The sequence below is a fragment of the Erwinia sp. ErVv1 genome (genome assembly GCF_900068895.1).
Classification (GTDB): Bacteria; Pseudomonadota; Gammaproteobacteria; order Enterobacterales; family Enterobacteriaceae; genus Erwinia.
In genome coordinates, this window is sequence record NZ_CDPK01000006.1 from 40,715 (window position 1) to 65,178 (window position 24,464).

A 24,464-nucleotide genomic window follows, 5' to 3' on the forward strand; every position below is an offset into this window, starting at 1 on the left:
CGCTATGCTGCCATACAAATTTCCCCTAACTTCAGGTAACGTCACGCGCTTCTTCGTGGTGTTTATACTGGTCCTGCTGCTGGGCATCGGGTTTATGATCCATAGCGCGGTGAGCTGCTGGCTTACGGATAAACGCTATGCCATGACGGATATCGCCCACGCGATGCAAAAGCGCGTAGATACCTATCGCTTCGCCACCTGGCAGATTTATGAGAACCTGGCGGCCAGCGCGGCGGGAACACCGCCTAACAGCCTGCAGGAGACGCGGCTGCGCCCGGACGTCTACTATCTTGAAAAAACGCGGCGTAAAACCGAGGCGTTAATCTTTGGCTCGCACGACAGCAGCACGCTGGATATGACGCAGCGTATGTCTAACTATCTCGATACCCTGTGGGGCGCCGAAAACAGCACCTGGTCGATGTACTTTCTTAACGGTCAGGACAACAGCCTGATCCTTATCTCTACCCTGCCGCTTAAAGATATGGCAACGCGCTACAAAGAGAGCGCCATCAGCAATATTGTCGATGCGCGGCGCGCGGAGATGCTCCAGCAGGCTAATGCGCTGGATGAGCGGGAAAGCTTCTCCTCCCTGCGTCGTCTGGCCTGGCAGAACGATCACTACTTTACGGTGCGAACCACCTTCAACCAGCCGGGCCATCTGGCAACCGTGGTGGCCTTCGATCTGCCGATTAACGACCTGGTGCCGATGAATATGCCGCTGGAGAACTTCCAGCTTAAGCAGGATGCGGCGGGAAGCAGTGAAATTAGCGATGCCGGGGACGTGACGCAGAGTACCCGGATAACCCTGGCTAACCCCAATGTGGAAATCTCCGCCTCGCTCCCCAGTACGCCGCTGGAGTTAGTTTATCGGGTGCCCCTTACCGGCCTGCTGGTGGATACGCTGCACAACCTGATGTGGCCGCTGATGGCCAGCTTTGCCATGCTGATTTTGTCGTTTATCGGCCTGTTTATGCTGCGTAAGCAGTCGCTGCGCCCGAGTGAGAATCAGAGCGCCGAACTGGACTCGCTGCGGGTGCTGAACGAGGAGATTGTCGGGAGCCTGCCGGTGGGGCTGCTGGTCTACGATTTTGCCAATAACCGCACCATCATCAGCAATAAAATTGCTGAACATCTGCTGCCGCATCTGAACCTGCAAAAAATCATCAATATGTCCGACCAGCATCAGGGCGTGTTGCAGGCGACCGTCAACAATGAGGTCTATGAGATCCGCCATGCCCGCAGCCAGCTTTCACCCAATACCCAGCTGTTTATGATGCGCGATCAGGATCGCGAACTGCTGGTCAATAAAAAGCTGCAAAAAGCCCAGCAGGTACTGGATAAGAATCATCAGACCCGCCAGCAGCTACTGCAAAATCTCGGCCACGCGCTGAACCGCCCGCTGGCGGACGTCATTACGCGTTTACAGGTTACGGGTGAGGCACACGCCAGCGATGAGCTTAGCGATGCGCTGGAGTCGGCGCAGGCCCTGAGTCGGCTGGTGGATGATATCGTGCTGCTTAATCGTCTGGAAACGCTCGACTGGGCACCGGACGCCGGCGCCTTTAATCTGCAAAGCCTGCTCGATGAGCTGGTGTCAGAAGCCCTCCCCTCCCTGCGCCGTAAGGGGCTGGCGCTGGTAGTAGGTAATCGTCTGAATCTTGATGAGAATCGCTTTGGCGACCGTCGGGCGCTGTATAAAATCCTCTCAACCCTGCTACATTACGCCATCACCAGTACCACCTGGGGACGCATCAGTATTGAAGTGACCTCTCCGGCCGATCGCCCTGACCGCCTGTCGATTGAAATGGTCGATACCGGATCGGGTCTGACCGTGGATGAGATGGGCAATACCGACTTCCCTTTCCTCGGCGAAACTACGCAGGATCGCTTTGGTCAGGCATCCGGGCTGGCCTTCTTCCTTTGCAAGCAGCTCTGCAAGCAGCTGGGGGGACACCTGGAGATTGTTGCGCGTCCAGATATCGGCACGCGATACAGCATTCAGGTCCACGCGCCACAGGAGAATTTACAGGCGCAGGAGGAGAAGCTGCTAGAGGGCGTGACCGCGCTTATTGATATTACCGTGGACGATATCCGAAAAATTGTCGTCCATCAGTTAGAAAACTGGGGCGCCAGCTGCATCACGCCTGACGAACGTTTTTCCGGTCAGGATCATGATGTGCTGGTAACCGACGATCCGGCGCGCCTGACGCCGTGGTCGCTATTACTCACGGATGATGAAGCGGGCTACAGTGCACTGTCGAAAGACAAGTTCAGGGTGAACTTCAATATCAGCAGCGCGATGCAGGATGCGCTGCTTCAGCTTATTGAACTTCAGCTGGCCCAGGACGACACTGACCCCGACCAGAGCGATCGGCAGGAGGATGTGCAGCTTTTTGCACCAGGATATTTCCAGCTCTTTGTTGATACAGTACCAGATGATGTCAAGAGATTGTATAATGAGGCAGCGGAAAGGAACTTGAGTTCACTTGCTCAGACTGCGCATCGCCTCAAGGGCGTGTTTGCCATGCTCAATTTAACACCGGGCAAGGAGCTTTGTGAAACGTTAGAACTGCACATTAAAGAGTGTGACGATTCAAACATTAAAAATACCACCAGTGAGATTGACCTTTACGTCAACCATCTGCTGCAGCAAGGTAACCAATAAAATGAACAACCTGAACGTAATTATTGCCGATGACCACCCAATTGTCCTGTTCGGTATTCGTAAATCACTCGAACAAATTGAATGGGTAAACGTAGTCGGCGAGTTCGAAGACTCCACGGCCCTGATCAATAATCTTTCCAAGCTTGATGCTAACGTGTTGATTACCGATCTGTCGATGCCAGGCGAGAAGTATGGCGACGGCATTACGCTTATCAAGTATATCAAGCGTCACTATCCGGACCTGTCGATTATCGTTCTTACCATGAACAATAACCCGGCGATCCTCAGTGCAGTGCTCGATCTGGATATCGAAGGCATTGTCCTGAAACAGGGTGCACCCACCGATCTGCCTAAGGCGCTGGCCGCCCTGCAGAAAGGCAAAAAATATACGCCGGACAGCGTGGCAAAACTGCTGGAGAAAATCAGCGCGGGTGGCTACGGCGACAAGCGTCTCTCTCCAAAAGAGAGCGAAGTGTTACGCCTGTTTGCCGAGGGTTTCCTGGTGACTGAAATCGCCAAGAAGCTGAACCGCAGCATTAAGACCATCAGCAGCCAGAAGAAATCGGCGATGATGAAGCTCGGCGTCGAGAACGATATCGCGCTGCTGAACTATCTCTCCTCCGTCAGCACCATGCCGATTGAGAAAGACTGATAGCCCTTCGGCATAACGATAAAGGGTGGAGCTAAGCTCCACCCTTTTTTTTGCCTTCATCAGCCTTCTCTGCTCTTTCTGACCCGCTCGGCGTAAAAGGCCAGCGTCTTTTGTAGCGTATCAAGGGTGACCGGCTTGGAGAGACAGTTATCCATCCCCGCCTCCATACAGCGCTGCTTCTCCTCCGCAAGGGCATTCGCCGTAACGCCCACGACCGGGAAGGTCAGCCCCAGCTGACGCAGGCGCTGCGTTAGACGGTAACCGTCCATGTTCGGCATATTCACATCGGTCAGTACGATATCTATCTCGTTGCGGCTCAGCACGTTCAGAGCATCGACGCCATCCTGCGCCGTTTTCACCCGGTACCCCAGCGATCCCAGCTGATCGGAGAGCAGCATCCGGTTAATGGGGTGATCGTCTACCACCAGAATCAGGATATCTTCGTTACCAATACCCGACTCGTTAGCCTCCGGCAGGGAGGTTTGCGCATCCGGCAGCGCCACTTCGACGCGATAGATGCGCCCCAGCAGCACCGGCAGTTCATGAGGCGTGGTGGTGCCATAGACCCAGCGGCCAGCGGAAAGCTCCTGGGGACCATCGTTATGGCTGCCGTCGAAGCGGATGATGCCACGCGCGCCGGTCTGGGTCTGGAAGTCGTAGTCAGTGACCACCACATCATCGCTGCCGCAGCTCCCCTCCTCCAGACGCTGAACGTCAAGCCCGTGCTCGCGCAGCAGCTTCTCTAAAAAGACCGCCAGCGCCTCGTTGCGAACTTCAAGCCAGCAGCGCTTGCCCAGCAGCCCCTCATTGTAGACAGGCGTCATCACCTGACTTTTATACAGCGGGATGCGTATCACAAACTGGCTACCCATGCCAGGTTCGGAATCGACTTCAATATCGCCGTCCATCATATTGATCAGCTTTTCGCAGATGGCCAGCCCCAGACCGGTTCCCTGGAAATGGCGCTGTACGCCGCTTCCCACCTGGAAAAACGGATCGAACAGGCGGGTGATCTCTTTCGCCGGGATCCCCACACCGGTGTCACGGACCCGGAATGCCAGATAGCCGTCTTTGACATAGGCGTGAAGCACAATGCCGCCGGTATGAGTGAATTTGATGGCGTTATTAAGCAGATTAGAGATGACCTGCTGCAGGCGGAGCGGGTCGCCATCCAGCGATACCGGCACGTCGCTGTCGATAAAGACCCATAGCGTCAGGCGCTTTTTGACCACCATCGCCAGGTAGTTAGAGGCGATATGGGTTATCACCTCACGGGGTGAGAATTCGCGCGGCTCAATGCGCAGCTGCTCGGACTCAATTTTCGAGAAGTCGAGAATATCGCTGATGATTTTCAGCAGCAGGCTGGAGGAGTTGTTCATCGCGGTCACCAGCGACTCTACCCCCTGCGGCAGGCTGCGGGTTTGCAGCAGGTCGAGGTTGCCGATAATGCCATAGAGCGGCGTGCGCAGCTCATGGCTGACGGTCGCCAGGAACATTGATTTCGACTGGCTGGCCTGCTCGGCCGCCTGCGCCATCTCCTGGAGCGACTCTTCCATCTTCACGCGCGCGCTGACGTCAACCAGCACGCATATCGCCACGTTTTCATTGCGATAGCGAGAGTGGACGAAGCTGATTTGCAGGTTGGTATTGCTGCCGGTCAGCACATCCACAAAATTGACCTGCTGGCCGCAGATTATTTCAATCAGCCGCTGGCGATCTTCCTGCGTCAGCATGCTCAGATAATTGTGGGCCAGCTCATTGCTGAGGATGTTAGTACCATCGCTGGTGCGCAGAATACAGATGCCAACCGGCGCGGAGGCGACGATTTTACGGTTGAACTGCTCGTGCTCTTCCAGACGGTGAGCGTTATCTTCGGCCGGCAGAAACATCCGGCGTTCAAACAGCCAGGCCAGGGTAAACAGGAGTATGGCCCCGATCACGTTCAGCAGGATGGCATTGATAATCAGAATTTTCAGCTTTTCGACCATCTCATTGGTCTGCACCGAATAGACCACGGTCAGCGAGGAAGGCGTCAGCTGCTTCTTCATCACCAGCTGTTTATAACCGTTGATATAGCCAAACCAGCTGCTGTCATCCGGTAAATCATCCAGAGAAATCCGGTGTGCGGAGGGTGAAGAGGACATCACGCGCTGGTTGCTCTGATCGAGGAGCGTGGCGCTGACCGGGAAACTACCCGGTGTCACAAAATCTTCGACGCGAATCGTTTGCTCAATGCCAAGCAGCGCAGCCATTTTATTGGCGACGTAAACGGGCGTAACCATATAGTAATAGCCCACGCCAGGCTGGCTGGACGGCGCTATCCAGAACAGGCTGCTTTTGCGCTCCTCATCATTGCCGTTGCGGTATTTCAGGATGCGCTCATGCAGGGTTTTCATCGCGCGATCGCGGTCGGCCGAGACATTCCCGACGCCAAAATCCGCCAGACATAAGCTTTCTCCGCCAATAAAGAAGACGCGGTTAAGCTCGTAAGCGGAGGAGAAATTCTCTTTCCAGTAGTGCAGGAAGTAGCTCAGGGACTCCAGCGAGCTGCGCCAGGTATTGCTCATACCGCTACAGTCAGAGTCAGAATAGAGCGGAAAGAACTGCGGTAGCGTGGTTTTGCCCGGAAACACCCCGTTGAGCACATCAAGGCCGTTGGCCGAGGCGTTCAGCCGATTCTCGGCGATAAATTTAAGCTCACGCGTGACGTCTGCCGAATGGCGGACATACCACTGCGCCTGCTCAACGTTAGCATTGAACTCCTGGCGAACCTGGGACTCTTTCTCGTGCAGGACGTTAATGATGTAAAAAGTGGTCAGCAACGCTCCCAGGGTCCAGAGCATAAGCGCCAGCGCCCTAAACAGATAGCGGGAGATCTTTAACGTGGTTCTGAACGAGACAAGATATTTCAAGCGAAACCTATAGTGGCGGCTGCAGCATGGTGTGAATTTTGATGCCGCTACAGTACCGTCAGAACAGGAAAAAAGCCAGATCGCGCCGGTTATAAGCGCCAGAAAATCGGCGGTTTTGCGCACAAATTGTCAGGCTGGTGCGCACAAAATAAAACGTCACGGACGGGTTTCGTCAAACAGCGACGTTCTCATGCAGAATCTGGATATGCCCTTCACCCAATGCACGACCGGTTATGTAGAAATGCTGGCGAATAAATGCGGTTTATCGGTACCGCGGTTACGCTGGCTGGTCGATTAAATTCTATTTCGTGACGGAAAGGTTTATACTCCCTCTCTGAATTAATTCTTATAACGTTAACGTCTCAATAATTTATCCTTAGCATTTCTTATCAATCCGCTACTGGGCCAGCTATACAATTTCACAACAGGGATTACCAGTAAAAGGGGAACGCATGGCTTATTTTATCAACAATAAAATAATCTTTAATCCAGAGGATAATTCTCTTTCGCTGATAAACAACCCGGAAAGTCGGGTGGCAATTTCTAACCCGGCACGTCGGGTTTTACAATTGTTGATCGACCATTCAGGTACAGTCGTTCTGCGTGAAACTTTTTTTAAAAAGGTGTGGGATGATTACGGCCTGAACGCCAGCAATAACAACCTGAACCACTGCGTGAGTAAGCTGAGAAAAGTGATGGTCACCTTAGGCTATCAGGATGAATTTATTGTTACCGTACCCAGAGTGGGCTTTATCATCCATAAAGGGACAATAATTATCTGCCAGCAGCAGCCTGTGGCACAAAATAATTCAGGCGAATTTTCTGCCGCCTTAAGTCCGACTATTAGCATAAATACAGATCTCTCCGACTCAGAAGGTCGCGCTGAAGATGCGACGCCTGTATCACCTGTAGCGGAGCGCAACGCAATAGATGATCATGCGACCCCGGCCCGACCTGCCGCTGACCATTACCCTGCTAAGCATCACGCCGCCAACTGCCCTGCCGCTGAGCATCACGCTGCCGACCATCCTGTCGCTGACTATCACGTCTGCAATAGCGCCGCGGTGGGGGAAAAGCCCGCAGATAATCCTGACGAGATAAGGTTTACACCTGCGGAGCAGGCTGCTGAACTTTCGGCGATGCCGGGGGATAATGAGCGCAAACGCTTAACGCAGTCCGCATTCTACAGACCCAAAGGTGCCGGTAAGGATGCTTACAGAATATATTATTTAACCAACATCCTAATTTTTGCTCTGTTGCTGGTATGGGGCATGAGTCTGTGGGGAGGAAAAAACGATCCCAAAGCCGTGCTCAGGGTGGCAACACTCAATGGCTGTACCCTTTATAGCACCGCGCCACTCCTGCCCGGCCGTCGGGGTGATTTTATTGAGCGTGCTGCCGAATTTATTAAAAATAAAGAAATCGTTTGTCACCCCGGTAATGTTTTATTATTTCAGAGCGAGAGAATGACCTCAATGATAAACACCGGCTCGACGCGAGAATTTATGGCACAGTGTAATATAGATGCTCACCAGAAGATAACGCTTTGCCTGAGTTATTATTACAATGACAGGACCATAAATGTTCAGCCATAAGAATCGACCTTCTTCCAGGTTACTTATTATTTCAGCACTTTTGATACTTAATCTTTCTGCAATAGCATGTGTGATTTACCTTAATAAAGCCCGTGGTATTCAGGAAGAATTCCCGATCAATATTTCCTGTAGAGGAAATATGATTGTCGAAGCCAGGTATGATGAACTGGAGGCAAAAATGGTCAGTTCGCTATCATTCAGGTTCCTGAATAACAATAAAATCCTTATTTCACTGAGCGGCGTGAGCTATTTACGCGATAAGAATAATAGCCTGATCAAAAGGGATACTATCCTCAGAAATGTTTACTATGACTATGTGCATGAGAGTAAAGACTCTGCGGTATACTCTCTCACCAGCAGCCGTATCAATAGTGATGCCGTCGACAATGTTGATGCCAGAACGGCAAAGCTGCTACTGCTAAACAGCTTTTTTATAACCGGTCATACCGATACCCTGCTGCTGAGAAAGTATGATGACAATACTATGCTGATAGAGACAACTCAGTCGCCGGTGGCCCTCTGTGTGTTCAGCCCCCTGCACTGACCTATATGTAATTGAGGTAAAGACGAAATCCGCAGGCCTCCGCGTAGCGGGCCAGGGTGCTGAAACTGGCCTGGGCAGGGCGTTTTTCAAGCCGGTTAATAGCGGGCGGGGTGATGCCCAGACGTCTGGCAAGCTCGGTTTTACTTATCCCCGCTTCCTCGCGCAGCGAGATGAGTAATGCCAGGATCTGAGTTTCCCCGGCGCTATAGCGCTCTGCCCCCTCGTCCTGCGGCTCTTCCAGCGCACGCGCGCGCATTTTTTGCTTGCTGAGCATGTGTTTTCCCTTGCAGGTTCAGTAATAGTTGATTTTAACGATCACTGACGCATCAAATTGTCCCAGTTTAATCGCCTGACCGGGTATGGCGCTGACCGTGGCGGTGAACTGCTTAGTAATCTCATTTACATTATTGAGACTGGCGAAATCGTCATAGCGATTGAAGGTAATGGCTTCATTTTTATCGTTAAAAAGCATCAACTTAGTGCCATTTGCCAGATTAATGGCTTTGCTGTCCCACAGCGGGCTGGCGGTGGAAAATTCAGCCTGGAGGGAAAAATTATCTATACACCCCTGCTTCACGGCCTTAATCGCAAAGGGCAGCGATACGCCGGCAGACCGGGAGAGCTGCGTGCTTTGCAGCATACCGAAGTCGACAATCTGTGACTCCGGATAAACCTTCAGATCCGAACCGCAGGCCAGAAAGCGGATCCCCTGAAGCCCGGAGAGATTGTATTTAAGGTTCTTCGCGCCGGGCATTTTATTGATCCCCCGGCTGCCATCAAGCTGGAAAACCGTAAACTGGTCTGCACCCTGATAGTATCCGCCAGACGGTGGATTACCGGTGACCTTGATATACAAACGAAAGGTAACGTTTACCGTGACGTTTTGCCCTTTGACGATCGGCGGGCTGTTGGTGCTGAGGCGCTGCTCGTTTTGCTCCAGATCCTGGCCGTTGTAGCTTACGCCCAGCAGCAGCCCCTGGCCGATAGACTCGGATTTCGGATTAAAATAGAAATGGACAATATCGGTAATGGAACCCAGCACGTTATCGCAGTACGCCGTCACGCTGATGTCGTTTGACTCCCAGATTTTCGTCCCGGGCGGCACGTTAGCCGGAATAGCCAGTTTTCCAACCGGAATAGCGGGTTTGTTGACAATGCCGGTGCCTTTTTCTACGCAGTCCAGCGCCAGTGCCTGATATGACACCAGCAGAAGCCCCAAAAGCAGGGCCAGCTGGTGCGCTACGCGTTTAACAATCTCTGACATGTGCATCCCACCCCTCCTGAGTAATCAAATTGTGCAGATGAAGATCCATCATTTCTGCGAGTCCTGAGTTTTCGTTATCCGCTGGCAGAGAGTGGTGTCGCAGTGATACGGGTTAACCTGTAGGCCACCGTAGTCATCCATATAACCAATGCTGTACTGGTGACTGACATAGCCGCTGCCCGTTAATGTTTTCATGGTGAAGGGTGCCAGCATCAGGCTGTCAAAGCCCGGAACGTTGCCCTTGTTGTCTTTGCCGAGGTAGCCCAGCGTAATATAAAACGGCGTGGGGTTGACCAGCTTCAGCCCGTTATCCACGCGGCTTACCTGCAACTGATCCTGCCAGTGGTCACGAACCTGCTTTAGCAATTGAGTGGGCCGATAAAACAGCTTTACCCGGCTCTGGATGGCCACCTGCATAACATTGGCTAAGCCGCTTTTGGGCGGGACTTCACGCACGTTAAAGTAAAACAGCGACTCGCGGTCGGTGGGCAGTGCAGTGGTGGCCGGTAGCTGTAGGACGCGAATCTGGCTCTTCTGCCCGGCATCGATCCGCTGCATCGGCGGCAGTGCCACCAGCGGTGAAGTGATTTTTTCTCCCTGCGCATTTTCCAGCCAGACCTGGGCCAGATAGGGCAGCTCTTTACTCTGGTTTTCCACCATGACGCTGATTGATTTATCACTGGCATTGTAGATAATTCGCGTGCGGTCCAGATTCAGTGCCCCCATAGCGGGGGCAGCGAGGCTGGCGGCTAACAGGCAAAAGGCACTACAGAGTGTTCGATTATATTTCACGCTTCTTCCTTAACTGATTTTGCGTTATTGCGTTTTTACACAGGGCAGCAGGATCTGCGTCCCAGGTTCTGGCTGCTGCGTGGGAACCTGGATCCTGCACTGCTGCCCGTCTCCCCACTGAACCGTCAGGGACTTTTCACCCGATATACCGGAAAGCCAGGCCAGTCCGCCGTCGCCGACCAGGCCCGCTTCCAGGCCGGAGCTGTTATCCATTACCGTTGCGCCCAACGGTGGATAACTGCCGTCAGCCCGACGGATCACCGCCAGCATGCGCTCCCCTTTGACTGCCCGAACCTGGCGCAGCCCGATCGCCCCTTCCGTCAGCGTCTTACTCACCACCGTGTTATAAACCTCCACGTCATCCGGCAGATGGTTGATGTCGATGCGGATATCAGAGGTCTGGTAGCTGGAGAAGCCATTGACCACGGCGATGCCGTAACGGTTAGTGACCGATGCGCCGTTGCTGACGGGGATCCCCGGCACACCCGCTGCGATCATCATTCGGGGTTCGCTTCCGGCGCTGCTCTGATGCAGGGCGGCCCCGGCGGCGGTCGCCGTGATCGATCCGTACCAGTTAGCATTGAGCGAGCGATAGTCATCGTCTTTCACGCTGCCGTTCAGACCCAGCTGGCCCCAGGGCGACATATGCTGATAGTTGGCGCGGAAAACGCCTCTGCCCTGTTGCAGATCGGGACTGCTGCCACCGACGCCGACGCGCCAGCTGTTATTGGGATCCTGGCTGTTGTACCAGGAGGCCGTTTGCGAGAAACCATTTCGCCGATCCTGCTGCGCGTCGTAGCTCACCTGCTGCCCGGAAGAGATGGGCAGGCTGAGTGAGAGAAACATCTGGTTCTCATCCGTTGTTTGATAGCGCAGCTTGCTGGCTGACAGGGTGGCTGATACGCCTCTCAGGGACCCGATATCGAAAATTTTGCTCACCGACAGGCTGTAGTTATTACCTGAACTGGCGTTCCAGTAGACGTTATGCGTAGCCGAGAGAAAAAGCGTGATCGCGGGCCAGGGCAGATACTGGTTGGCGCTGAGGGTATAGGTCTGCTTATCATCTCTGGAATAGCCGCTGCCGTTCACCTTGTTGAGATACTGCCCGAGTGACATAAAGGTTCGGTCTGCATAACGGTAGCCAGCAAAGGTGACCTGGCTACCGGTACTCTCGAAGCGTTTGGAGTAGTTCACGCGATAGCTCATGCCGGTCTCTTTGCCGGCCTGGGGCAGCACGGCCGATGAGCGAGTGGCATCCACCGAGACGGCACCAAAATCCTCCAGATTCTGACCTATCCCCATTGCCAGCGCCTGATAGCTGCCTGTGGTAGCGATAAGGCCGCCATAAAGCGACAGATTATTTAATGCTCCCCATGACATTTCGCCACTAAAAAAACCAGGCTGTATCACGTGATTACTGCTGCCGCTGGCAGGTTTACCCATGGCGCTTTTAAAGCGTACCTGGCCTTTACGGGTGAGGAATGGCAGGCTGGCGGTCGTGACCTGATAGCGCGTGACGCTGCCGTCCTCCTCGGTAATTTCCACGTCCAGCGCGCCCTGCACTGCTTCGGTAAGATCCTGAATGACAAAGGGGCCAGGCGACACGTTGGTCTGGTATATGATGCGGCCATTCTGGCTGATGCTAACCTTCGCGTTAGTTTTGGCAATGCCCGTGACCTGGGGCGCATAGCCGCGCAGTGCGGGCGGCAGCATGCGCGTATCGCTGTTAAGCGTGACGCCGACAAAGCGAAATGATTCAAAAATATCAGAACTGAAGTTAGTCTGACCGGCGGTCAGCCTGGCCCCCAGCGCCGGAAGCGCGCGATAAAGGTAAGTCTGGTTCCAGCTCAGTTTGCCGCGTGATGCCGCGTCGGACGGACGTGACGCCTGGTACTGATAGTCCGCGCGTGCGCGCCAGGGACCGAGGTTGAATCCCGCCGTGCCATAGCTACTGATGCTGGATGAGCTGGTGCCGCGGTGCGGCTGGTAGGTGCTGGCGAAAAGGTTATAGTCGAGTAGTGCGCCATTCACCCCTTCATCCCACTGTGACGGTGGCACCCAGTTTTCATCATGAAAGGTGAGCCAGGCCTGCGGCATAATTATATTGAGGGTTTGCTTCTCACGATCGTAGCGCGTAGAGACCTCTTTTTGCTGATCCAGCGAGGAGCACTGCCCCTGATGCCAGAGGGTCAGGCGCGCAGCGGCCTCTGGGGTCAGGTCAAAACGTTGAACCAGATCGGGCGGCAAACAGACCCGACTGTTTTTGTCTTCCCCCTCAGGGATAAAGTTAACCAGCAGGCGATCGCTGACCGTCCGACCGTTCAGTAATACGTCTACCAGGTATTCCCCTGGTGCAATATAGTTAGCTATCTGAAAGCGCGATAAATCTATATTCTTTCGATCGCTGGAATCCACAAAATTAAGGTTAAATTCTACAGCTCTGGCGGAAAAGGTCGCCAGGCATCCGGTAAGATAAATAACAAGCCCTGCCAGTATTCTGGCTATTGTTGATGTTCGTCCTGGTGCAAACAACATAATAAAGTCGCTTCTTATAATTCTCTGAAAACCCGGTGTGGCGCATGGATAAAACGGTGAAATAAAGGGGAGTTCCCTCCCCTTAAAAAAAGCTATTTATAGTTCAGGGCGTAGGTCGCCTGCGATACGAGGGTACCTGTAGACACGGGCTGGCTATTGGCCTCCACCCGCGCAGCAAACTTAAGCTCGTTGTTGCCGTTGGCCAGTGGAATATCAGCTGAGGTATCACCGACCTTGAGCAGAGAACCATTGGCATCGATCAGGCGGATACCCGCACCCTGTGCGCTACCGGTGTTTGCCAGCAGGTCAGTCTTGCTGCCGTCCGGCGTACCGGTAAAGGTGACCGCCACCTTAGACATAGCGGGATACTGTACGTTACCCGCCGTCTGCGCACTCAGGCTGCAATCCTGCAGGTGAATAACGTAGTTAACGTTTTGCGAATATTTATTGCCGGTTTCCAGCACCTTATTAGCAATCTGCCCCATATCAACGTTGATATCTTCATCCCCGGCGGCAATGGAACAGGGCGCATTAATTACCGTGCCGGTAAAATGAATACGACCTGAACCCTGGTCAGTACCGGTCGGTGCTTTGACCGCTGTATCATCGGCAAAAGATGAAGCGGACATGGCAGCGGATAGCACAATAATGGCGGTTTTGATCCTGACGTTGAACATAATTAATCCTTGAGTTAATGACGGTAGCCTTGAGCGATATTATTCGCTGTACCGAAGAGAGAACCCCTCTCTTGCCAGATCAATATACTGATATTTGCTTTTTAACGGAATAATAACTTGAGGAATTCAAATATTAAGATTTATATTCTGTTATATACTTTAAATTAACCACTCCCAGCGGAAAATTAACTCCTGCGTTAAATGAATTAACATTAAATTGCTTTAATCCAGCGCCCCCTGCGGCACCTGGCGCTGAAATTAAGCTTTATTTCACAAAATATTTACATCTTCAGGCATTACCCTGCGTATTTCCGTCACGGGTAAAAGGGCCTCTTCCTTTATTACGGTGGCTGGGAACGTTAACGCGATCAATTTCTCAGGCGAGCACGCGAATCAATATGACGTTGCAGCATTGAAGGGAGGTTTTAATAGTACAAAAAAAAAGCCGGTTCAACTGAACCGGCTTTTCCGTATGACGCCTTAACAAAGCGGTGAGGCGTTATTCCTCGTCGTCACCTTCTGGTGCTTCATCTTCGCTGTCGACTTCCGGGGCAATATCATCATCCCCTTCCGCCACGCTGCCGTCGATGGCATCCAGCTCTTCTTCAGCAACCGGCTCCGCTACGCGCTGCAAGCCAACCACGTTTTCATCTTCTGCGGTGCGGATCAGGATAACACCCTGGGTGTTACGCCCTACCACGCTCACTTCAGAAACGCGCGTACGCACCAGCGTACCGGCATCGGTAATCATCATGATCTGATCGCTATCGACAACCTGTACCGCGCCAATCACCGGTCCGTTACGCTCGGTAACCTTGATGGAGATAACCCCCTGCGTCGCACGGGACTTGGTCGGATATTCGCTGTTGGCGGTACGTTTACCGTAGCCGTTCTGCGTTACCGTCATGATGGCGCCATCGTCACGCGGCACAATCAGGGATACCACGCGATCGCCTTCCGACAGTTTAATCCCGCGCACGCCCGAAGCCGTACGACCCATCGCCCGCACCGCGTTCTCCGCAAAGCGCACGACTTTACCGGCGGCGGAGAAGAGCATGGCTTCATCGCTACCGTTGGTCAGTGCCACGCCAATCAGCTCATCGTCGTCACGCAGATTGACCGCAATGATACCGGCGCTGCGTGGGCGGCTGAATTCCGTAAGCGCCGTTTTCTTCACGGTACCGCTGGCGGTGGCCATAAAGATATTCCAGCCTTCAGCATACTCGCGCACCGGCAGAATGGCGGTGATACGCTCGTTCGCTTCCAGCGGCAGCAGGTTGACGATTGGACGTCCACGCGCGCCACGGCTGGCTTCCGGCAGCTGATAGACCTTCATCCAGTAGAGACGGCCCCGGCTGGAGAAGCAGAGAATCGTGTCGTGGGTGTTAGCCACCAGCAGGCGGTCGATAAAGTCTTCTTCTTTAATACGTGCGGCCGATTTGCCCTTGCCACCGCGACGCTGCGCTTCATAGTCGGTCAGCGGCTGATACTTCACATAGCCCTGGTGAGACAGGGTGACCACCACGTCTTCCTGGTTGATCAGGTCTTCAATATTGATATCGGCGCTGTTTTCAGTGATTTCAGTGCGGCGCTTGTCACCGAACTGATCGCGGATCAGCTCCAGCTCTTCGCGGATCACTTCCATCAGGCGCTCTGAGCTTTCCAGAATACGCAGCAGTTCGGCGATCTGCATCAGCAGCTCTTTGTACTCGTCCAGCAGCTTCTCATGCTCAAGGCCGGTCAGCTTCTGCAGACGCAGATCCAGAATTGCCTGTGCCTGCTGCTCGGTCAGGTAGTACTGGCCGTCACGGATACCGAACTCATCTTCCAGCCACTCGGGACGGGCAGCGTCATCGCCAGCCCGCTCCAGCATTGCCGAGACGTTTCCCAGATCCCACGGACGCGCCACCAGGCCCGCTTTCGCTTCTGCCGGTGAAGAAGCGTGACGGATTAGCTCAATGATCGGATCGATATTCGCCAGAGCAATGGCCAGCGCTTCAAGAATGTGCGCACGGTCGCGGGCTTTACGCAGCTCAAAAATAGTGCGGCGCGTCACCACTTCACGGCGGTGGCGAACGAAGGCTTCCAGAATGTCCTTCAGCGGCATAATCTTTGGCTGGCCCTGATGCAGCGCCACCATATTAATACCGAAGGAGGTCTGTAGCTGGGTCAGCGAGTAGAGGTTATTCAGTACCACTTCGCCCACGGCGTCACGCTTCACCTCAATGACGATACGCATACCGTCTTTGTCTGATTCGTCGCGCAGGGCGCTGATGCCTTCCAGACGCTTCTCTTTCACCAGTTCTGCGATCTTCTCGATCAGGCGAGCTTTGTTCACCTGATAAGGAATTTCGTGAATGATAATGGTCTCGCGGTTGGTTTTCGCATCCACTTCCACTTCGCCACGGGCGCGGATGTAAATTTTGCCGCGTCCGGTACGATAGGCTTCTTCAATGCCGCGGCGGCCATTGATAATGGCGGCGGTAGGAAAGTCCGGCCCGGGAATATGCGCCATCAGCCCTTCAATGCTGATGTTTTCATCATCAATATAGGCCAGACAGCCGTTGATCACTTCGGTCAGGTTGTGCGGCGGAATGTTAGTTGCCATCCCCACCGCGATACCGGACGAGCCGTTAATCAGCAGGTTAGGGATTTTGGTCGGCATAACGGCCGGGATCTGCTCGGTGCCGTCATAGTTTGGCACGAAGTCGACGGTCTCTTTTTCCAGATCCGACAGCAGCTCATGAGCAATTTTGGACATGCGCACTTCGGTATAACGCATTGCAGCGGCGGAGTCGCCATCTACGGAACCAAAGTTACCCTGTCCGTCGACCAGCATATAGCGAAGTGAAAACGGCTGCGCCATACGCACAATGGTGTCGTAAACGGCGCTGTCACCGTGAGGGTGATATTTACCAATAACGTCGCCGACGACACGGGCGGATTTTTTATAGGCTTTATTCCAGTCATTACCCAGCACGTTCATGGCGTAGAGCACACGACGGTGTACTGGTTTCAGGCCATCGCGAACGTCTGGCAAGGCACGGCCAACGATGACCGACATGGCATAATCAAGGTAAGAGTTCTTTAATTCTTCCTCAATATTAACCGGTGTGATTTCTCTGGCTAGATCGCTCATGGAGCCGCTATCCCTCTACGTTATACCCGGATTCTAAGGTGCGAAAGTATATCACCTTTAGCCCTGGTGGTGAACGGAAAGCGTCGATTTGAGCGCTTTAACGCCCTCCATTCCTGATTCTCCGTTAAATGAGCTGCTGGCGACTTCGGCGGCCACGGCAGGCAGGGCCATGGCGTGATGCGTTGGATATTTCATCTGCCGGGTAAACGGACCGGGTGGGCGCAGGCAACTCCGCTGCAACTTGCGGGATGAAGGGTATATACTTGCGGCAAACATTGAAGGGAGTGACCAGGTAATGAAGGCAGAACAGAACGCCGCCACGGCGAATGTGGACCAGAAAGAAATTGCCAAATTCGAGGCGGTAGCGTCGCGCTGGTGGGACCTGGAGGGAGAATTCAAACCTCTGCACCGCATCAACCCGCTGCGCCTCGGCTATATTGCTCAGCACAGCGACGGCCTGTTCGGTAAGAAGGTACTGGACGTGGGCTGCGGCGGCGGCATCCTGGCAGAAAGCATGGCGCGCGAGGGTGCGGAGGTGACCGGCCTGGATATGGGCGCGGAACCGCTGGCGATCGCCCGTCTGCATGCGCTGGAGAGCGGCGTTAAGGTGGATTACGTTCAGCAGACCGTGGAAGAGCACGCTGACCAGTTCGCCGGGCAGTATGACGTGGTGACCTGTATGGAGATGCTGGAGCATGTACCCGACCCGCGCTCGGTGGTTCACGCCTGCGCGAAGCTGATCAAACCCGGCGGCGAAGTTTTTTTCTCTACGCTAAACCGTAACAGCAAGTCCTGGCTGATGGCGATTGTGGGTGCCGAGTACGTTCTGCGTATGGTGCCGCGCGGCACTCATGATATTAAGAAGTTTATTCGCCCGGCCGAACTGTTGAACTGGGTCGATGAAACGCCGCTGCGCGAGCGTCATATCATTGGGCTGCACTATAATCCGCTGACCAACAGCTTTAAGCTCGCTCCCGGCGTTGACGTTAACTATATGGTGCATACGCACTGCCTCGCAGGTTAATACGTCCTGCGCTCAGCTCCGCTATGCTCTGCGACCGGCAACTGGCAACTGGCAACTGGCAACTGGCAACTGGCGGCATTTATAATGCCGCCGTTCACCCGAGGCAATAGCATTGTTTGCCAAAACGGACCGGCTAAAAATCTGTTTTTTTACCGCCAGGGCCGCGACGAACAAAAATCAGACTGGCGCGAGCGAGCGGTTTTCACTCAAAGTTACCCCTGCCATTTCTCAACTGAACAGGAAACCCGCTTCCGATCATAGAACAAAAAAAAAGATCAACCTGTTGACATGGCGGCACGCCTTGATAAACGAGGACTTAGGAAAAATACCCCCCTCTGAACAGTAAAATGGCGGTAAAATCAAGCCTTGTTAAGCGCGGATAAATATCTAAAATACTCACCATATTGATACAAATACTTCCCCAACCCCCTATATATAGTGTTTATCCACAGAGTTACTCACATCTGAAGATGCTGTGTATAACCGGGGGATACTTTCGACTTACGGACAGGATAACTACGCGACATGAATCAGAGTCTGCTTGTCACCAAACGCGACGGCCGCAAAGAACGCATCAATCTTGATAAAATCCACCGCGTGCTTGACTGGGCTGCCGAAGGGTTGCAAAACGTCTCCGTTTCGCAGGTTGAACTGCGCTGCCACATCCAGTTTTATGAAGGGATCAGGACCTCTGATATTCATGAGACGATTATCAAGTCTGCGGCGGATCTGATCTCCCGCGATGCGCCCGACTATCAGTATATGGCCGCGCGCCTGGCGATTTTCCACCTGCGTAAGAAAGCGTACGGCCAGTTTGAGCCGCCAACGCTTTATGACCAGGTGAAGCGCATGGTCGATCTCGGCAAGTATGACCGCCACCTGCTGGAAGACTACAGTCAGGAAGAGTTCGAGCAGATGGACGGTTTTATCGACCACTGGCGCGATATGAATTTCTCCTATGCCGCGGTGAAGCAGCTGGAAGGCAAATATCTGGTGCAGAACCGCGTCAGCGGTGACATCTACGAAAGCGCGCAGTTCCTTTATATCCTGGTCGCTGCCTGCCTGTTCTCCGGCTACCCGCGCGAGACGCGCCTGGACTACGTTAAGCGCTTCTACGACGCTATCTCGACCTTTAAAATTTCACTGCCTACGCCGATTATGTCCGGCGTGCGTACGCCGACCCGTCAGTTCAGCTCCTGCGTACTGATCGAATGCGGCGACAGCCTGGATTCCATCAATGCCACCTCCAGCGCGATTGTGAAATATGTCTCTCAGCGTGCCGGTATCGGCATCAACGCCGGCCGTATTCGCGCCCTGGGCAGCCCGATCCGCGGGGGAGAAGCCTTCCATACCGGCTGCATTCCTTTCTATAAGCACTTCCAGACCGCCGTTAAGTCCTGCTCGCAGGGCGGCGTTCGCGGCGGCGCGGCCACCCTCTTCTATCCTATGTGGCATCTGGAAGTGGAAAGCCTGCTGGTGCTGAAAAACAACCGTGGCGTCGAGGGTAACCGCGTACGTCATATGGACTACGGCGTACAGATCAATAAGCTGATGTACCAGCGCCTGCTGAAGGGCGAGGATATCACCCTGTTCAGCCCGTCCGACGTACCTGGCCTGTACGACGCCTTTTTCGCCAATCAGGACGAATTCGAGCGGCTGTATACCAAATATGAGCAGGACGACAGCATTCGTAAGCAGAAGATTAAGGCCGTCGAGCTGTTTTCGCTGATGATGCAGGAGCGTGCCTCAACGGGCCGTATCTATATTCAGAACGTTGACCACTGCAATACCCACAGCCCGTTCGATCCCAGCATTGCGCCGGTACGTCAGTCTAATCTCTGCCTTGAGATCGCCCTGCCGACCAAGCCGATGATGGACGTTAATGACGAAGATGGCGAAATCGCCCTCTGTACGCTCTCTGCCTTTAACCTGGGCGCGATTGAGAGCCTGGACGATTTGGAAGAGCTGGCCACGCTGGCGGTGCGCGCGCTGGATGCCCTGCTGGACTATCAGGACTATCCGATCCCGGCGGCAAAACGGGGCGCGATGGGCCGCCGCACGCTGGGTATTGGCGTCATCAACTACGCTTACTATCTGGCGAAGCACGGCGTACGCTACTCCGACGGCAGCGCCAACAACCTGACGCACAAAACCTTTGAAGCCATTCAGTACTACCTGCTGAAGGCGTCAAACAATCTGGCGAAAGAGCAAGGCGCCTGCCCGTGGTTTAATGAAACCACCTACTCTCAGGGCATTCTGCCGATCGATACCTACAAAAAAGATCTGGATGCGATCGGTAACGAGCCGCTGCATCTGGACTGGGAAAGCCTGCGCGAAGAGATCAAAACCCACGGTCTGCGTAACTCCACGCTCTCTGCCCTGATGCCGTCTGAAACCTCATCGCAGATTTCTAACGCCACCAACGGTATTGAGCCGCCGCGCGGACATATCAGCATTAAAGCGTCCAAAGATGGCATTTTGCGTCAGGTGGTGCCGGAGTATGAGCGCCTGAAAGACAGCTACGAGCTGCTGTGGGATATGCCGAACAACGACGGTTATTTGCAGCTGGTCGGCCTGATGCAGAAGTTTATCGACCAGGCAATTTCGTCCAACACCAACTACGACCCTACGCGCTTTGCTAATGGTCGCGTACCGATGAAGCAGCTGCTGAAAGATCTGCTGACCGCCTACAAATTTGGTGTGAAGACGCTTTACTATCAAAACACCCGCGACGGTGCGGAAGATGCGCAGGACGATCTGGCCCCTTCCATTCAGGATGACGGCTGCGAGAGCGGTGCCTGCAAGATTTAATCGTTAACCCTGGGACAGGGCAGCCTGTCCCCCCTCTTCTCTTCTCACGGGCTGGTTTTATCGGCCCGCGTACGATGGACAGATGCTAATGGCTTACACTACGTTCTCGCAGAATAAAAACAATCAGCTGGATGAACCGATGTTTTTCGGCCAGCCGGTTAACGTCGCCCGCTATGACCAGCAGAAATATGACATTTTTGAAAAGCTGATTGAAAAACAGCTCAGCTTCTTCTGGCGCCCTGAAGAGGTCGACGTATCGCGTGACCGCATTGACTATCAGGGGCTGCCGGATCACGAAAAGCATATCTTCATCAGCAACCTGAAGTATCAGACGCTGCTGGATTCAATTCAGGGAAGAAGCCCTAACGTGGCGCTTCTGCCGCTGATCTCCATTCCTGAACTGGAGACGTGGATCGAGACCTGGGCGTTTTCCGAAACGATCCACTCTCGCTCATATACCCACATTATCCGTAACATTGTTAACGATCCGGCCATTGTGTTTGATGACATCGTGACCAATGAGCAGATCCTATCGCGCGCGAAGGATATTTCCTCGTACTACGACGATCTGATTGAGATGACCAACTACTGGCATCTGCTGGGCGAAGGTACCCACCAGGTTAACGGTAAGTCGATCACCGTCAGCCTGCGGGCGCTGAAAAAGCAGCTCTATATCTGCCTGATGAGCGTTAACGCGCTGGAAGCCATTCGCTTTTACGTCAGCTTTGCCTGCTCCTTCGCCTTCGCCGAGCGCGAACTGATGGAAGGCAACGCCAAAATCATCCGCCTGATCGCCCGTGACGAAGCGCTGCATCTGACCGGCACGCAGCATATGCTCAACCTGCTGCGCAGCGGTGAAGACGATCCTGAGATGGCTGATATCGCGCGCGAATGCCGTCAGGAGTGCTATGACCTGTTTGTGCTGGCTGCACAGCAGGAAAAAGAGTGGGCGGAATATCTGTTCCGCGACGGTTCCATGATCGGTCTGAACAAAGATATCCTGTGGCAGTATATTGAGTACATCACCAATATCCGCATGCAGGCGGTCGGTCTGGATCTGCCGTTTAAGACCCGTTCAAACCCCATCCCCTGGATTAACTCCTGGCTGGTATCGGACAACGTGCAGGTGGCACCACAGGAAGTGGAAGTCAGCTCTTACCTCGTCGGTCAGATTGACTCTGAAGTCGGCGCAAACGACTTCGACGACTTTCAGCTGTAAGATGGCGGGAACGATCATTACGCTGCGTACCTCAGGTACGCAGCTGCACTGCCAGGATGAGCATCGCTCGCTGCTGGACGCGCTGGAGTTTCATCAAATCCGCGTGGAATATCAGTGCCGGGAAGGCTACTGTGGCTCCTGCCGCACCCGGCTGCTGAAAGGTGAAGTGTGCTATGCCGCCACGCCGCTGGCATTTGTCCAGGAGGGCGAGATCCTCCCCTGCTGCTGCCTTGCCAAAGGCGATATCGAAATCGAGATGTAAACCGGCTGTTGCGACCCGGGCCGCCAGAGCCGGTTATTATCAGGCTTCGCGTCAGGCTTTTAGCGTCCCGACCACGTCAATCCAGCCGTGTCCCGTTGTAACCTCCATGCCGTTCATCCAGCGGCGCAGCATATTCAGCGCCATCATCGCCGCCACGTCCTGCCGGGCTTTGAGCCCGTGTCGGTTAACGTTGAATTTTACCGTCTGGCCCCAGCTTCCTTCCGGCGTGTGTAGCGCAAAAGCCAGTATGCCCTCTTCCATCCCTCCGACCACCAGGGCGAGATCGGCCCCTGTATCGCGGGCAAGCTGGCTACCGCGCGCGACAATTTCGGACAGGGTTTCACTCCGCGCAGGCAGGACGTTTCCCGCCGCCAGTGGCGCAGCCGCGGAGGCCAGCTGCCACTGCAGCAGCCCGGCGGTAAACTGTTCGCTTACCGCCAGACGTAAATTCTGCTCCTTCAGACGGCGGGACACCTGTTCCGGCAGAATTTCAGTCCCCTCGAATATCACACTCTCGCCGACAATGGCGCGAACCTGCTGCCAGAACTGCTCCATTTCGGCCAGTTTCGAGGCCGGGCCGTTCAGCTTAAGCTCAATGATCGGCATGGACGCGCGATAGCCCATCACCACGCCTTCCGGCAGCGGCAGCGGCTCGATCTCCGAGGCCAGGTCGCTCTCACCGCGTCCAAAGGTGGTCATACGCAGGCAAACCGGCGGTGCCGGCAGGGAAAATCGCGCTTTCAGACGGGGCAGAATCTGCTGTTCCACCATCACCTTGTATTCGGAGGGCACGCCGGGCGTAAAGAAGATCCAGCAGCGGTTTAGCTGCATGGCAAAGCCGCAGGCGGTACCAACCGGGTTATCCAGCATTTCCGCCCCGGCAGGAATTTCAGCCTGCTTGCGGTTGCTGTCCGCCATTTTACGCCCCCGCCCGGCAAAGAAGGCTTCCATTTTTGCCAGCCACGCCTCCTGCATCACCAGCGGCACGCCCGCCGCTTTTGCCGCCGCCTGGGCGCTGAGATCGTCGCTGGTCGGCCCCAGTCCGCCGTTAACAATCAGCACATCGGCGACCTTGCTGCGTTCGGTCAGCACGGTAACCAGCTCGTTGATATCGTCGCCAACGGTCTGGCGGCTGGTCATGGGCAGGCCGTTCTGAAACAGCACCTCTGCCAGCCAGGCCGCGTTGCTGTCTACAATCTGGCCGTGCAGCACTTCATCGCCCGTTGCCAGCATCTCCACTCTAATCATTATCTTTTCCGCTTTTGGGTAGGGTGAATTAACTGTATGAAGCAACGGGGAAAATTACAACGTCGAATTTAAGCGCATTGCGTCCTCTGAATTCCACGTTATGCGCGATTAATCGCGCCGCTACAAATTTATAGCCCCTCTTATGGCGCGCAATACTGTACATTCAGCTCACGCACATAATCTAAAAACACCTGCAGCGGTGTCGGGATCAGACGGCGAGTGTTGTAATAGAGCCACAGGCCGGAGAAGCTTTGCCACCACTCCGGCAAAATCGGTTGCAGGTTGCCGTTACTCAGGGCCGGCTTGATCCAATCCTCAAACAGATAGACTACGCCGCAGCCGGCAATCGCCGCTTCTACCGTCAGCTCCATCGTCGCGCCGATGCTGCATAACAGCGGGCCTTTTGGCTGCAAACTTACTGTTTCCTCGCCACGGGTAAATTCCCATTCCGCTATCACGCCCGTTGCATAGCGTCCGTGCAAGCACCGATGCTGCATCAGGTCGCGCGGATGTTGCGGCCTGCCAAACTGCGCCAGATAAGCAGGAGCCGCCGCTAAGGCAAAGCGCTGTCTACGCGGGCCTATCGGCAGCGCCACCATATCCTGTTCCAGATGATCGTCGTAACGAATCCCGGCATCGCAGCTATCGCGGAACACATCCTGCACATTACTTTCCGCCACCACTTCCAGCTGAATATCGGGAAAGCGTTGCAGGAATCCCGGCACAATCGCCGGTAACACAATTCGCGCGGCGCTCACCGGTACATTTAAACGTAAGGTACCGCCCGGGGTGTCGCGGAAATTATTCAGTGCATCAAGGGCAGCATCCACTTCGTCCATCGCCGGTAGCAACCGTGACATCAGCGCCCTGCCAGCTTCGGTTAACGCCACGGTACGCGTGGTGCGATTAAACAGCCGTACGCCAAGCTGCTCTTCTGCGCGGCGCACCGCATCACTAATGCGTGATGGATTGCTGCCGGTCATGCGCGCCGCTTCGCGAAAGCCGCCTGCTTTTGCCACCGCCACTACCGTGTGTAGCAATGCAATATCCAGTGCCATTGTTCGCCACCTCGTACACTGTGTCCCGATTTACCTGGATAGTTGCATAGTGATGGAACGATTACAA

The 24,464-nt window shown here is 54.3% G+C and carries 19 protein-coding genes; 9 read left to right on the forward strand and 10 right to left on the reverse strand.

The features are described from left to right. Nucleotides 1-4 precede the first annotated feature (4 nt). Both rcsD and rcsB read left to right on the forward strand, forming a co-directional pair. Entirely contained in the window at nt 5-2,665 is a 2,661-nt protein-coding gene (gene rcsD / locus A1830_RS10755) for a phosphotransferase RcsD (protein ID WP_067705622.1), read from the forward strand. A 1-nt stretch (nt 2,666) separates the two neighbouring features. Beyond that, complete coding sequence (gene rcsB / locus A1830_RS10760; RefSeq protein ID WP_067705624.1) at nt 2,667-3,317, forward strand: response regulator transcription factor RcsB; 651 nt, start codon at nt 2,667-2,669, stop codon at nt 3,315-3,317. A 59-nt stretch (nt 3,318-3,376) separates the two neighbouring features. Here rcsB and rcsC read toward each other — a convergent pair whose 3' ends face one another. After that, complete coding sequence (gene rcsC, locus A1830_RS10765) at nt 3,377-6,229, reverse strand: two-component system sensor histidine kinase RcsC (protein WP_067705891.1); 2,853 nt, start codon at nt 6,227-6,229, stop codon at nt 3,377-3,379. Between the two features lie 31 nt (nt 6,230-6,260). Here rcsC and A1830_RS22625 point away from each other — a divergent pair, with 31 nt between their 5' ends. From A1830_RS22625 to A1830_RS10775, 3 genes are all read left to right on the forward strand, one after another. Continuing rightward, complete coding sequence (locus A1830_RS22625) at nt 6,261-6,527, forward strand: hypothetical protein (RefSeq protein ID WP_156484985.1); 267 nt, start codon at nt 6,261-6,263, stop codon at nt 6,525-6,527. A 154-nt stretch (nt 6,528-6,681) separates the two neighbouring features. After that, on the forward strand, nt 6,682-7,824 hold the full coding sequence (locus A1830_RS22165; protein ID WP_082804147.1) for a winged helix-turn-helix domain-containing protein: 1,143 nt from the start codon (nt 6,682-6,684) through the stop codon (nt 7,822-7,824). Between the two features lie 178 nt (nt 7,825-8,002). Continuing rightward, nucleotides 8,003-8,368 (forward strand): FidL-like protein, encoded by a 366-nt coding sequence (locus tag A1830_RS10775; RefSeq protein WP_231877611.1) that lies wholly within the window; start codon nt 8,003-8,005, stop codon nt 8,366-8,368. 1 nt (nt 8,369) lies between these two features. On the opposite strand, the gene A1830_RS10780 is transcribed toward A1830_RS10775, so the two are convergent. From A1830_RS10780 to A1830_RS22630, 7 genes are all read right to left on the reverse strand, one after another. Further along, nucleotides 8,370-8,642 (reverse strand): helix-turn-helix domain-containing protein, encoded by a 273-nt coding sequence (locus A1830_RS10780; RefSeq protein ID WP_067705629.1) that lies wholly within the window; start codon nt 8,640-8,642, stop codon nt 8,370-8,372. Between the two features lie 18 nt (nt 8,643-8,660). Further along, complete coding sequence (locus tag A1830_RS10785; protein ID WP_369815705.1) at nt 8,661-9,638, reverse strand: fimbrial protein; 978 nt, start codon at nt 9,636-9,638, stop codon at nt 8,661-8,663. A 42-nt stretch (nt 9,639-9,680) separates the two neighbouring features. Beyond that, the gene (locus A1830_RS10790) at nt 9,681-10,424 is read right to left on the reverse strand and encodes a fimbrial biogenesis chaperone (RefSeq protein WP_231877612.1); all 744 of its coding nucleotides are present in this window, start codon (nt 10,422-10,424) and stop codon (nt 9,681-9,683) included. A gap of 24 nt (nt 10,425-10,448) precedes the next feature. Further along, nucleotides 10,449-12,959 carry a fimbria/pilus outer membrane usher protein gene (locus A1830_RS10795; RefSeq protein ID WP_067705631.1) on the reverse strand — a complete coding sequence of 837 codons (2,511 nt, stop codon included), beginning with the start codon at nt 12,957-12,959 and terminating at the stop codon, nt 10,449-10,451. Between the two features lie 92 nt (nt 12,960-13,051). Continuing rightward, nucleotides 13,052-13,636, reverse strand: coding sequence for a fimbrial protein (locus A1830_RS10800; protein WP_067705633.1), 585 nt, complete (start codon nt 13,634-13,636; stop codon nt 13,052-13,054). 499 nt (nt 13,637-14,135) lie between these two features. Further along, the gene (gene gyrA, locus A1830_RS10805) at nt 14,136-16,775 is read right to left on the reverse strand and encodes a DNA topoisomerase (ATP-hydrolyzing) subunit A (protein ID WP_067705635.1); all 2,640 of its coding nucleotides are present in this window, start codon (nt 16,773-16,775) and stop codon (nt 14,136-14,138) included. 57 nt (nt 16,776-16,832) lie between these two features. Continuing rightward, nucleotides 16,833-16,970: a hypothetical protein gene (locus A1830_RS22630; RefSeq protein WP_156484986.1), complete on the reverse strand. Its 138-nt coding sequence runs from the start codon at nt 16,968-16,970 to the stop codon at nt 16,833-16,835. A gap of 100 nt (nt 16,971-17,070) precedes the next feature. Here A1830_RS22630 and ubiG point away from each other — a divergent pair, with 100 nt between their 5' ends. The 4 genes from ubiG to yfaE all read left to right on the forward strand — a co-directional run bounded on the left by ubiG (nt 17,071) and on the right by yfaE (nt 22,091). Further along, complete coding sequence (gene ubiG, locus A1830_RS10810) at nt 17,071-17,799, forward strand: bifunctional 2-polyprenyl-6-hydroxyphenol methylase/3-demethylubiquinol 3-O-methyltransferase UbiG (protein WP_067705637.1); 729 nt, start codon at nt 17,071-17,073, stop codon at nt 17,797-17,799. Between the two features lie 525 nt (nt 17,800-18,324). Beyond that, nucleotides 18,325-20,610: a class 1a ribonucleoside-diphosphate reductase subunit alpha gene (gene nrdA / locus A1830_RS10820; RefSeq protein WP_067705642.1), complete on the forward strand. Its 2,286-nt coding sequence runs from the start codon at nt 18,325-18,327 to the stop codon at nt 20,608-20,610. Nucleotides 20,611-20,698: 88 nt separating this feature from the next. After that, complete coding sequence (nrdB, locus tag A1830_RS10825) at nt 20,699-21,829, forward strand: class Ia ribonucleoside-diphosphate reductase subunit beta (protein ID WP_067705644.1); 1,131 nt, start codon at nt 20,699-20,701, stop codon at nt 21,827-21,829. 1 nt (nt 21,830) lies between these two features. Continuing rightward, on the forward strand, nt 21,831-22,091 hold the full coding sequence (gene yfaE / locus A1830_RS10830; protein WP_067705646.1) for a class I ribonucleotide reductase maintenance protein YfaE: 261 nt from the start codon (nt 21,831-21,833) through the stop codon (nt 22,089-22,091). Nucleotides 22,092-22,142: 51 nt separating this feature from the next. On the opposite strand, the gene A1830_RS10835 is transcribed toward yfaE, so the two are convergent. Further along, complete coding sequence (locus A1830_RS10835; RefSeq protein WP_067705648.1) at nt 22,143-23,339, reverse strand: nicotinamide mononucleotide deamidase-related protein YfaY; 1,197 nt, start codon at nt 23,337-23,339, stop codon at nt 22,143-22,145. Between the two features lie 140 nt (nt 23,340-23,479). Then, nucleotides 23,480-24,397, reverse strand: a complete 918-nt coding sequence (locus A1830_RS10840) for a LysR family transcriptional regulator (RefSeq protein WP_067705649.1) — start codon at nt 24,395-24,397, stop codon at nt 23,480-23,482. Between the last annotated feature and the right edge of the window lie 67 nt (nt 24,398-24,464).

Coding starts and splice junctions, on each gene's coding strand:
- rcsD (WP_067705622.1), top strand. CDS start 5: ATGCTGCCATACAAATTTCCCCTAACTTCAGGTAACGTCACGCGCTTC.
- rcsB (WP_067705624.1), top strand. CDS start 2,667: ATGAACAACCTGAACGTAATTATTGCCGATGACCACCCAATTGTCCTG.
- A1830_RS22165 (WP_082804147.1), top strand. CDS start 6,682: ATGGCTTATTTTATCAACAATAAAATAATCTTTAATCCAGAGGATAAT.
- A1830_RS10775 (WP_231877611.1), top strand. CDS start 8,003: ATGGTCAGTTCGCTATCATTCAGGTTCCTGAATAACAATAAAATCCTT.
- A1830_RS10780 (WP_067705629.1), bottom strand. CDS start 8,642: ATGCTCAGCAAGCAAAAAATGCGCGCGCGTGCGCTGGAAGAGCCGCAG.
- A1830_RS10785 (WP_369815705.1), bottom strand. CDS start 9,638: ATGCACATGTCAGAGATTGTTAAACGCGTAGCGCACCAGCTGGCCCTG.
- A1830_RS10795 (WP_067705631.1), bottom strand. CDS start 12,959: ATGTTGTTTGCACCAGGACGAACATCAACAATAGCCAGAATACTGGCA.
- A1830_RS10800 (WP_067705633.1), bottom strand. CDS start 13,636: ATGTTCAACGTCAGGATCAAAACCGCCATTATTGTGCTATCCGCTGCC.
- gyrA (WP_067705635.1), bottom strand. CDS start 16,775: ATGAGCGATCTAGCCAGAGAAATCACACCGGTTAATATTGAGGAAGAA.
- A1830_RS22630 (WP_156484986.1), bottom strand. CDS start 16,970: ATGAAATATCCAACGCATCACGCCATGGCCCTGCCTGCCGTGGCCGCC.
- ubiG (WP_067705637.1), top strand. CDS start 17,071: ATGAAGGCAGAACAGAACGCCGCCACGGCGAATGTGGACCAGAAAGAA.
- nrdA (WP_067705642.1), top strand. CDS start 18,325: ATGAATCAGAGTCTGCTTGTCACCAAACGCGACGGCCGCAAAGAACGC.
- nrdB (WP_067705644.1), top strand. CDS start 20,699: ATGGCTTACACTACGTTCTCGCAGAATAAAAACAATCAGCTGGATGAA.
- yfaE (WP_067705646.1), top strand. CDS start 21,831: ATGGCGGGAACGATCATTACGCTGCGTACCTCAGGTACGCAGCTGCAC.
- A1830_RS10835 (WP_067705648.1), bottom strand. CDS start 23,339: ATGATTAGAGTGGAGATGCTGGCAACGGGCGATGAAGTGCTGCACGGC.
- A1830_RS10840 (WP_067705649.1), bottom strand. CDS start 24,397: ATGGCACTGGATATTGCATTGCTACACACGGTAGTGGCGGTGGCAAAA.